The 10,458-nt window shown below is 37.6% G+C and carries 6 protein-coding genes; 4 read left to right on the forward strand and 2 right to left on the reverse strand.

Annotated features, from left to right (window positions below):
* Positions 1 to 132 precede the first annotated feature (132 nt).
* Positions 133 to 1,056: a TIGR01212 family radical SAM protein gene (locus LDB17_RS11550; RefSeq protein ID WP_252637820.1), complete on the forward strand. Its 924-nt coding sequence runs from the start codon at positions 133 to 135 to the stop codon at positions 1,054 to 1,056.
* Here LDB17_RS11550 and LDB17_RS11555 read toward each other — a convergent pair whose 3' ends face one another.
* Both LDB17_RS11555 and coaBC read right to left on the reverse strand, forming a co-directional pair.
* Positions 1,057 to 4,899: a DUF748 domain-containing protein gene (locus tag LDB17_RS11555; protein WP_252637821.1), complete on the reverse strand. Its 3,843-nt coding sequence runs from the start codon at positions 4,897 to 4,899 to the stop codon at positions 1,057 to 1,059.
* Positions 4,900 to 5,165: 266 nt separating this feature from the next.
* Entirely contained in the window at positions 5,166 to 6,359 is a 1,194-nt protein-coding gene (gene coaBC / locus LDB17_RS11560; protein ID WP_252637822.1) for a bifunctional phosphopantothenoylcysteine decarboxylase/phosphopantothenate--cysteine ligase CoaBC, read from the reverse strand.
* A gap of 252 nt (positions 6,360 to 6,611) precedes the next feature.
* On the opposite strand from coaBC, the gene LDB17_RS11565 reads away from it, so the two are divergent.
* The 3 genes from LDB17_RS11565 (at position 6,612) to LDB17_RS11575 (ending at position 10,321) form a co-directional block, all read left to right on the forward strand.
* Entirely contained in the window at positions 6,612 to 7,973 is a 1,362-nt protein-coding gene (locus tag LDB17_RS11565) for an MFS transporter (RefSeq protein WP_252637823.1), read from the forward strand.
* Between the two features lie 74 nt (positions 7,974 to 8,047).
* Entirely contained in the window at positions 8,048 to 9,820 is a 1,773-nt protein-coding gene (locus LDB17_RS11570) for a peptide MFS transporter (RefSeq protein WP_252637824.1), read from the forward strand.
* 6 nt (positions 9,821 to 9,826) lie between these two features.
* Positions 9,827 to 10,321, forward strand: a complete 495-nt coding sequence (locus LDB17_RS11575) for a DNA-deoxyinosine glycosylase (protein WP_252637825.1) — start codon at positions 9,827 to 9,829, stop codon at positions 10,319 to 10,321.
* The last annotated feature ends 137 nt before the right edge of the window (positions 10,322 to 10,458 follow it).

Here is a 10,458-nt window from a genome sequence, read left to right on the forward strand (position 1 = left end):
AGCTTATCACGCAATGTACTAAATGCGATTAAGGGAATAGGGTAATGATATACGCCAGGTGGTTAAAATATGACCTTTATAATAATTTCATTTCGCATATCATTACCTTTGCATCCAAAATAAAAAAGACGAATGGAAAATAAATTCTATAAAGAATTTGGAGAGCTTCTTACAAAACACTTCCCATATAAGGTTCAAAAAATATCGATAAATGCGGGATTTACTTGTCCAAACAGGGATGGGTCTAAAGCCGTAGGAGGATGTACATATTGCAACAACCAAAGCTTTAGCCCGGGGTATGGAGGAAAGCAACGCAGTGTTAGCGACCAACTCAGAGATGGTATTGCTTTCTTCTCTTACAAGTATCCTGAAATGAAATACCTCGCATACTTTCAGTCATACACGAATACTTATGATAGTATCGAGAAACTGATTGAACTGTATGAAGAGGCATTATCATATCCCAATGTTGTGGGATTGATTATCGGCACACGCCCCGATTGCATGCCGGACGAGTTACTCGATTATTTCGCTGAGCTAAATAAAAGAACTTTCCTCATCATAGAATACGGCTTGGAATCAACGCTTGATTCCACTCTCGAATTTATCAATCGTGGCCATACACATCAGGAAAGTGAAGAGGCCATACTCAAAACAGCAGCTAAAGGAATATACACAGGAGCACATCTTATTCTCGGGCTGCCTCATGAAAGCCGTGAGCAGGTACTGGCACATGCCGACGTAGTAGCCAAGCTTCCACTGACAACTATAAAGCTTCACCAGCTACAACTGATAAAAGGAACAGTAATGGCAAGGCAATATCGGGAACATCCCGAATGGTTCAATCTGTTCGAGGTAGACGATTACATCGACCTATGTATCGACTTTGCCGAAAAACTTAATCCCGACTTTATCATAGAGCGTTTTATTTCTCAATCGCCGAAACAACTACTGATAGCACCTGATTGGGGGTTGAAAAACTTCGAATTCACCGCCAAAGTATTGAAAAAGTTTGAGGAAAGAAACTCGTGGCAGGGACGGTTGTATAGTAAATAATTACTTTTTATCTTCTTTCTCTTTACTCTCTTTTTTTCCGGTAAAGAAGTTCTTAACCTTTGAGAAAAACTGAGTTACTTTTTTCGCCATGTTTTGTTTTTGCTGCGAAACACCTACCGACTCGGCAAGAGCAGGCTGCAATATCTGCCAAAAGTAATTGAATGTGGAGTGATAAGGGTCACGATCGAGCGTTACATCAGCCACACGAGGTTTTGACCGCTTGCTATTGGGATTATTAGACCGTACAAGAATATTGGCAATCCGTGACAAAAACTTATTTTGTTCTTCAATTTCTATATCTTTGAAGATAGTTAATTTAAGGTCGTTATACCTAAACAACATATTGGCCCTGGCATCTATACTGGAAGCTTCTGTCCTAAAATAGAAATCCTGCAATATACCACTCTGCAACTCAACTTTTGCTAAAGGGAGAAATACTCCATTCAATCTCGTCATATCAAACTGCTTCATATTTGCCTCTAATACAAAACAATCATAATCAGCACTTACGGGAATATCCCAGCGAGCAGTAAAAGGACCTCCCATAAATTTACCATCTACATCTAAACGGATAAATTGCTGGGGGTAAGAAGCTATATTTGTCAAGCCGCTTATTTTACCATTCATATTGTCAAAGTGAATCTTACCAGATATATTTCCATTTTTGGGCAGTTCTTCATACAGCACGGAGAAATTATTAACATTCGCTGAATCGATATTTAGCAGAACAGGAAGTTTCTGTATTTTTTCATAGATCAACGGCATAATATTATGCCCTATCTTTATTTGCTGATTCTTAAGGTTCAACAAAACAACATCATCTATCTTTAGATGCTTAGCCTTTATCTTATTATCGGCAGTCAGTGCCGAATAATCGAGTCCTGAAAGCTGAAACTTACCCATTGTAAAATCGAACCAGTCTTTATGCTTCGGATGTTTGTATGCAAATTCAAATTTGGGATAAGTAGATTTCATCTTCACATCCGACACTTCTGCTATCTGCCCTCTCCTATCTATATTGATATTCCCAAAACTAAGAGTATAGAATCCATCCATGATTGGAAAAGAAAGGTCTTTGGTATTAAAACGAATATCAGCGAGGTCAAATTTCCTCTTTTGTGTATCTAAAGTCAGATCACGAAGAAAGAGGCTTGTCTCGTTTAGCTTTTGCCTTTCCTCTATGTTGTCTATTTTAGAATTAGAGTAACTGATATTTGCATCCGAAAGATTGAACTCTCCCACTGACAGATTATGAAAATAGGGCGCAATAAAAGAATAAATATCCTTTCGTGAAGAAACAGTTTGCGAATCTATATCTTGCTTTTCTATAGAGTGCTTGCGTATATCCAAGGTCGGTTTATAAAAATTGATAGCAGCCAAACCTAACGAAGATCCAGCTTCCTTCTTGATCCAGCTAAGACCTGAAAAATCAAACTGTGCAATCTTGAAATCAAGCGTATCGGAAGGATGATTCAGATTAACCCCTGCATTGGAAACTACAAGTTTGCCTATATTTACGTTTCTCCCGAGGAATTCAGGATTTAGTTTACGACTTGCCCCTTTGTCTAATTTTTCTTCTTTGCTATTATTCGCATAATATACCTGTGGAGACTGCAACATTAACTCTGCGATATTCAAATTGTGATGAATATTCCATTTCAAAGAATCCAATCTAAACGCAGTCAATTCAGCTCTCAAACTATCTTCATCTTTACCGATATAAATAAAATTGGGGTCAGTTATAGACAAATTATCGACAGAAAGCTTCGTTAAAAAAGAAGACTTTTCCGGAGACAGGGCTTTCTTCTTATTATCACCTCCATCTATTTTTGTTTTCATGACTTTTATCTGAGGAGCTTGTATAAAGAAGTCTTTAACCGCGATTGTTTTATCTTTGAAGTAGTCAATATTATCAAATCCTGTAATCCGTATCAGAGGCAAGGCAATATCATAAACTACGGAAGCCTCTTTCCAAGATTTGGCTTGCGGAATTAGCTTTATATCCTTCAACACCATTTCCCCCGTGCTGGTAGATACATCAGCAGCAGCTATCTGCAATTGATATTTTTTCCCGAATAGGAGATTATCAAAATCCCTAAAGGAAAGACTTATATCATCACTTGTAAATAAATAGGGTGAAGTCACCCGAGTCTCTTTACTGATCAGAAATTTGGATGCATGGAAATTCAAATCTTTCAGACGAAAGGTTTCATCATCTTCCTTATTATGATATATCAGATTTGCATTGTTCAGATTTATTCTTTTTACAGATAAGAAATCGGAATACGGAGTAAAAAAATCAAGGACATTCTCGGGTGAAACCTTCTTTTTGTCTTTCGATTTTACGTTATTTTTTTCCGTTAATTTAAAATATTCAATATTAGGCGATTCAATATTAAGAAGCTCAGCAGAAACACCTGCGGTATATTCGAGTCCATCAACACTTATAGACTTCACCTCTCCAAACAAATAATCCTTCTTCGTATTGGTAGATAAAGGTTTGATTTTTATATCTGATATTTCAAATTTTTCAGTATTTGTATCTAAATACAAGCGTTTTACATTTAACTCAGAATTATTGCTTCTTTGTGTTCCTTTAATATTATCCGCTATCATTGTGAAATTATCCACATACCAGAATTTCCTCAACTTTTCGGGAAGAGAATCTACAAGAAAATCATTGGCATGAAAATCAAAATTACCCAAAGTATAAACATCGGTAATGTTATTTTGAGTATGTACATAATTAAATTTGGTTTCTTCTACACTTATCTTGTCTATAGATGTACGATAAAGAATAGGAGACAGTATTGTATATAAAGACCAAGGCTCGTCTTGCAGACTCTTATTTTCCACAGGGATAGAGTCGTCCGATGCTCTCTGTACGCTATGATACTGTATATCTGTAGACCTGATATCGAAGGTACGAGCATGAAGGTGATTTAATCCTTTTCTCCTTTCGAATCCAACCCCCTTCACCTTCACCTCATCCACTGTAGCTTTTAGATAATCTCCCGTTTTCTCAAGACGACGTCCCCAAAATTCATCTTTAGGGTGAATATCCACGCCGTCAATTTGAATAATGGAATCAATCGTACTCAGTTGAATATTCTTCGTATTCAGAATAATTTCGTCGCTATACAAAAGAGATTGCGGAGTACTTGCCGAGAACTCAAAATTATCACACAACAGAAGCTTTCCCGATTCTGAAGAATTTTCATCCAACAAGAAATTAAACGCAAAAAAGTTAGCTTCCTTCAATCCGTACACGACAGGTGATACAGAATCGACCACAGTATAAGAAACATTCATATTTGTGAGGTTGATCCTACTTACTGCAAGCCGGTTTATATAAGGAGATACAATTTGATATAGTGTTTGCGACTTTCTTTTTTTATGCTGCTCATCGAGAGTATCTGTTGAATATGTAGGTTCAAAAACTTTTATATCCGGCGAATTAACCTCAAAGAGATTAAACTTCAACTTTTTATAATCTCGGCGCCAAGTCAGGTTAACGCCTTTGAAGTGAATTTCTTCAATATTAATTTTATAATATACTTTGGGAAGGCTATCTCCCTGTTGCCATTGATCAAATACAAGAGAGTCGGGAACAAGTTGTAGACCGTATATAGAAAGCTCTCCCGAAAGAAACCCTACAGAGAGCTTCTCGAAAGAAAATCGATAAAAACCATTCGTTGCATTCGATACTGCTTCCGCCAATGTTTTATTCAACTTGTCTTTAAGGCGATAAGTCATATACCAGTTCACAGAAAGGCCAATCACAGCAAGCAAAGCAAGTGCAAAGAGTGAAATTTTTAATATTTTGGTTCTACTTTTAGCCATCTCACACAAGTTGCAAATAAGAAGGTGACAATATACGGATAAATGTATTCATTTTATATCAACATTTCTTGTCTGCAAGATATTAATTATGAAACACATATAAATATAGATTGTTCCTAAAAAGTGACAAAAGTGACACTTTTAAATACGTTTTTACATTGTCACTTTCTACTTAAAAAATTAAAAACAAAGGCTTTACATACTCTGCAAAGCCTTATTATATTAGATAATTATATATCAAAAAAATAGAAGTAAAGAACTATAGTTTATTGCATAGTATGATCAATAATATCAGAAGCAACCTCGTATTTAGATTTTAGCCCGAAATCTTTTCGCTCTCCATTTTTCTTCAAAATAGCAACTTTATTCGTATCATACTTAAATCCGGCTCCTGCGTCATTAAGCGAATTAAGGACAATATAATCGAGATTTTTCTTTGCCATTTTTTTCAGAGCATTTGTCTCTTCGTCGTTTGTCTCTAAGGCAAAGCCTATCAACAATTGGTTTGCCTTCTTCATCTTGCCAAGCGATGCGGCAATATCTTTGTTAGGAACAAGAGAGATCGTCAATAAATCTTCTCCTCTCTTTACTTTTTGAGAATACTGTTCCGATGGACGAAAATCGGCAACGGCAGCACAAAGAATAGCGGCGTCCATTCCCGGAAATTCTTTTACCGAGGCATTATACATTTCCTCTGCCGACTCCACGTCAATTCTTTTTATATTGGGGTGATTTACCTTCAGTGAAACAGGGCCTGCAACCAAAACGACTTCTGCACCACGACGTGCACATTCTTCAGCCAAGGCAAAACCCATTTTACCCGATGAATAGTTCCCGATAAAACGTACAGGGTCTATTTTTTCATAAGTCGGTCCGGCCGTTATCAGTATTTTTTTTTTTGAAAGAGTTTCTTGCTGATTGAAAAAATCCTCAACAGCAGATAATATTTTCTCAGGTTCTTCCATCCGTCCCTTGCCTATCAAATGGCTTGCTAGTTCTCCGGCAGCAGGCTCAATAATAATATTGCCATAAGAGCGAAGAATCTCCAAATTGCGAGTAGTAGCAGGATGAGCAAACATATCCAAGTCCATAGCTGGGGCTACCATTACGGGTGCTTTCATCGACATATAGGTAGTGATAAGCATATTATCGGCAACGCCATTTGCCATCTTGCCAAGTGTGGAAGCAGTAGCGGGTGCGATAAGCATCAAATCGGCCCATTGTCCCAAGTCGACATGACTATGCCATGTACCGTCATTTGCCGTGAAAAACTCGCTAACAACAGGTTTACCTGTCAGTGCTGATAATGTAACAGGCGTGATAAATTCTTTTCCTGCAGGTGTTATAACTATTTGCACTTCGGCTCCTGCTTTTATAAGCAAACGAGCAAGCGAAGCAGCCTTATATGCTGCAATGCTACCGGTTATACCCAATACAATATGTTTATCCTTTAAGGTCATACCCTTCGTTTTATTTTTAGAAACAAAGATACATTTTTTGAATAATAAGTAGCCCATTACGAAAGATAAGTTGCACCCTCCTTCCTTTATAAACATAGATATCGCACCTTGTGTAAGTACTAAAAGACTGCCCTGCTAACTAGTTTTAACCTATGTTTTTTAGCAGATTGCCACTTTATTATAATTCTTTTCGATACTTTTGCACAAAAAAAATCAAAAACCGAATATTTATTACTCAAAAATCAATTAATTATGACCGAAATACTAAGGCAAAAATTGAGTGACTCCAAAGCAGCCCGATGGACCGTATTGGGAGTTGTTGCACTCACTATGTTTTGTGGCTATTTCATTACTGACGTTATGGCTCCATTGAAACCAATGCTTGAAAGTCAGCTGGGATGGGATAGTTCTGACTACGGATTTTTCACCAGTGCATACGGATGGTTCAATGTATTTTTGCTTATGCTCATTTTCGGAGGTATTATTCTCGATAAAATGGGTGTGCGTTTTACAGGGCTGGGAGCATGTATCCTAATGGTTGTAGGCTGTGCTCTGAAATACTACGCAGTAGCTTATGGACAAGTTTTCGAGGGTTCTATCTTCGGAGTCAGTACTCAGGTTATGGTAGCAAGTATTGGTTTTGCAATATTTGGCATGGGAGTCGAAATCGCCGGTATTACTGTCACTAAAATAATTGTAAGATGGTTTAAAGGCTATGAGATGGCTCTGGCAATGGGTCTCCAAGTATCAGTTGCACGTATAGGAACAACGTTGGCTCTATCAGGCGCTATACCTATCGCTAAATATTTCAATAGTATTTCTGCACCTATCTTATTCGGACTTGTTTTACTTTGTATCGGATTAATCGCATTTCTCGTATTCAGCGTAATGGACAGAAAGCTGGATGCTTCAATTGCTCAGACAAGCGAAAGTCAGGAAGATCCTTTCAAAGCATCAGATATTCTGTATATCGTAAAAAACAGAGGCTTCTGGTTAATCGCATTGTTATGTGTACTCTTCTACTCGGCAGTATTTCCATTTCTGAAATATGCTGTTGACCTCATGATAAACAAATACAATGTGGAGCCTGAATTTGCAGGAAACATTCCGGCAATACTTCCACTTGGAGCAATATTCTTAACTCCGTTCTTTGGAGGTGTATATGACAAAAAAGGAAAAGGCGCATCTATAATGATGATAGGTGCTATTTTGCTTATCGTTGTCCATTTCTTATTTGCTATTCCATTCCTTAATGTATGGTGGTTTGCAACAGCCTTGATGGTATTGTTGGGTATTGCATTTTCACTTGTGCCTTCAGCTATGTGGCCTTCTGTCCCTAAAATCATTCCTGAAAATAAATTGGGTACAGCTTATGCCTTGATTTTCTGGGTACAAAATTGGGGATTAATGGGCGTTCCTTACCTGATCGGAAAAGTATTAGAAAAGTATTGTGTTACAGGACAGCGACCTGATGGAAGTTTCACATACGACTATACCCTACCCATGATAATATTCACCTCCTTTGGGGTATTGGCACTTATAGTCGCCATATTACTCAAACGAGAGGATAAGGCAAAGGGCTACGGGCTTGAATTACCAAACATAAAGAAATAAAGAATTAGACCCGGATAAACAAAAATCCGGGTCTATTCATTTTAATAATAATCATTTATAATTTTAGACTATCCATGAATTCTGAGACAGAATTAAAAGCTTCACCCAAAGGGCATCCTAAAGGTATCTATCTCATATTTGCGACCGAAATGTGGGAACGCTTCAGCTATTATGGCATGCGAGCTTTGTTTTCTCTATATATGCTCAAAGCGTTATTGTTTGACAAAGCATATAGCGGGCAGATATACGGAAGTTATACAGGGCTTGTTTATCTAACACCCCTCATCGGAGGCTATATCGCCGACCGTTATTGGGGCAACAGACGCTCTATAATCGTAGGGGCTTCGCTTATGGCTATCGGACAATTTCTATTGTTTCTATCGGGCAGCTTCCTCGAAAGTATAGACGTAGCCACCATGTTAATGTTCTCGGGATTGGGATTCCTCATCTTAGGCAACGGCTTTTTTAAACCAAATATGTCTTCAATGGTTGGGCAGCTATACGAACCGGGAGATAGTCGCAAAGATTCTGCATATACGATATTCTATATGGGAGTAAATGTAGGATCGTTCTTTGCACCATTAATTTGTGGTTTCTTCGGTGATACGGGACATCCGTCCGACTTCAAATGGGGTTTTCTTGCAGGATGTATAGGCATGCTTTTAGGTATCGTAGTTTTCATCTTTTTCAAAAATAAATATCTGGTGACTCCATCAGGAGAGGCCATCGGGGTGATCCCGAACAACAAAGACCTACTGAAGACAAAAGTAAAAGAATCCACAGATAATATCATCTCTGAAACAAAGAACAAAAAAGGAAATGCGAGACAGATAATAATCTGGGGGATGGTGTGGATTTTATTATTCTTCCTGCTTTATTCTGTTCTCGAAACAGATATTATCGGAGCTATCATTTTCTCTATAGCTGTAGCCGCACCCGGATATATTATTTCAGACTCTTCACTTACAAAAATAGAACAGTCACGTATCTGGGTAATATATATCATCGCATTTTTCGTTATTTTCTTTTGGGCTGCCTTCGAGCAGGCCGGAGCATCTCTTACCTATTTTGCCGAAGAACAGACCGAAAGACATATTCAACTATTCAACTGGACTGTTCCTACATCCTACTTTCAGGCAATAAATGCTCTTTCCATCATTGTTTTTGCCCCTGTGTTTGTGTTTTTATGGACAAAGCTGGGCAAACGAGGAAAAGAACCGGCATCGCCTATTAAGCAGGCTATCGGCTTATTTCTATTAGCATTAGGATATTTGATTATCGCTTTTGGAGTAAAAGGTCTCGCTCCGGGAGTAAAAGTAAGTATGCTGTGGCTTATCAGCCTCTATGTTATTCACACCTTCGGCGAATTGTGTTTATCGCCAATAGGATTATCCATGGTTAACAAGCTCGCTCCACTCCGATTTGCTTCGCTGCTTATGGCTGTTTGGTATTTGAGTACGGCTGCGGCAAATAAGTTTGCAGGTACATTAAGCAGTTATTATCCTGAGCCAATTATCGAGCTTTCGTTGGTACAATCGGTAGAAAAAGAAAATTCATTAACTTTATTACCTGAAGATTTTAAGGAGTTGGTAACTCAAAAAGACGGGACAGCGGTTATTCCATTCGATCGAATAACATTTTCTAAAATAGAAAATCAGAATTTGAAGACTGAAGTACAACGAAATTTGGAAAAGCAACAACTGGAAAATCCAAAAACATTCATAGGCTATCAGATATCAAATCTTTACGACTTCTTCATGTTATTCGTATTCATGGCAGGAGCAGCTTCAGTCATTCTTTTCTTCCTCTCCAGAAGATTGCTAAAAATGATGCATGGCATAAAATAGTGAGATATGAGAAAAATTGCATTTGACCCTATCGTAAATAAAGATTGTAAGGTATTGATTCTTGGAACAATGCCGAGCGAGGAATCTTTACGCAAACAAGAAAGATACGGGCACAAAAGCAATCAGTTTTGGAGAATAATTTTCACCCTCTTTGGGGAAGAATTACCGGATAGCTACAAAGAAAAAAGCGATTTCCTGATAAAGAAAAATATAGCAATATGGGATGTACTCGAATCGTGTGAAGGAAAGGGAAGCTTAGACAGCAGCATCAAAAATGAAAAGCCTAACAATTTCAAGAAGTTTTTTAAAGAATATCCTCAGATCGAACACATATTTTTCACCAGTAAAAAAGCGGAAGAATTTTATAAAAAATATGTAGGTTTCGATGCAAAAAAGAAGTTTACCACCCTGCCCTCTCCCAGTTCGGCGAATGCAAGAATGACTTTGGATCAAAAAATAGAAGAATGGAAAATATTAGGAGAGATTGTGAATTCTTATTAGTTAGAAAACTATCGATAATGTAATATTGTTTTTATTATTATCTTTGTTTTAATAGAATTCAGTAGTATTTATGGCTCTAAAACAACAAGTACAGGCAATTCGGTTAGTTTTATAACCTGCATCTGCATAGGCGAAAG

The organism is Dysgonomonas sp. Shenzhen-Wh21, assembly GCF_043392705.1.
Classification (GTDB): domain Bacteria; phylum Bacteroidota; class Bacteroidia; order Bacteroidales; family Dysgonomonadaceae; genus Dysgonomonas.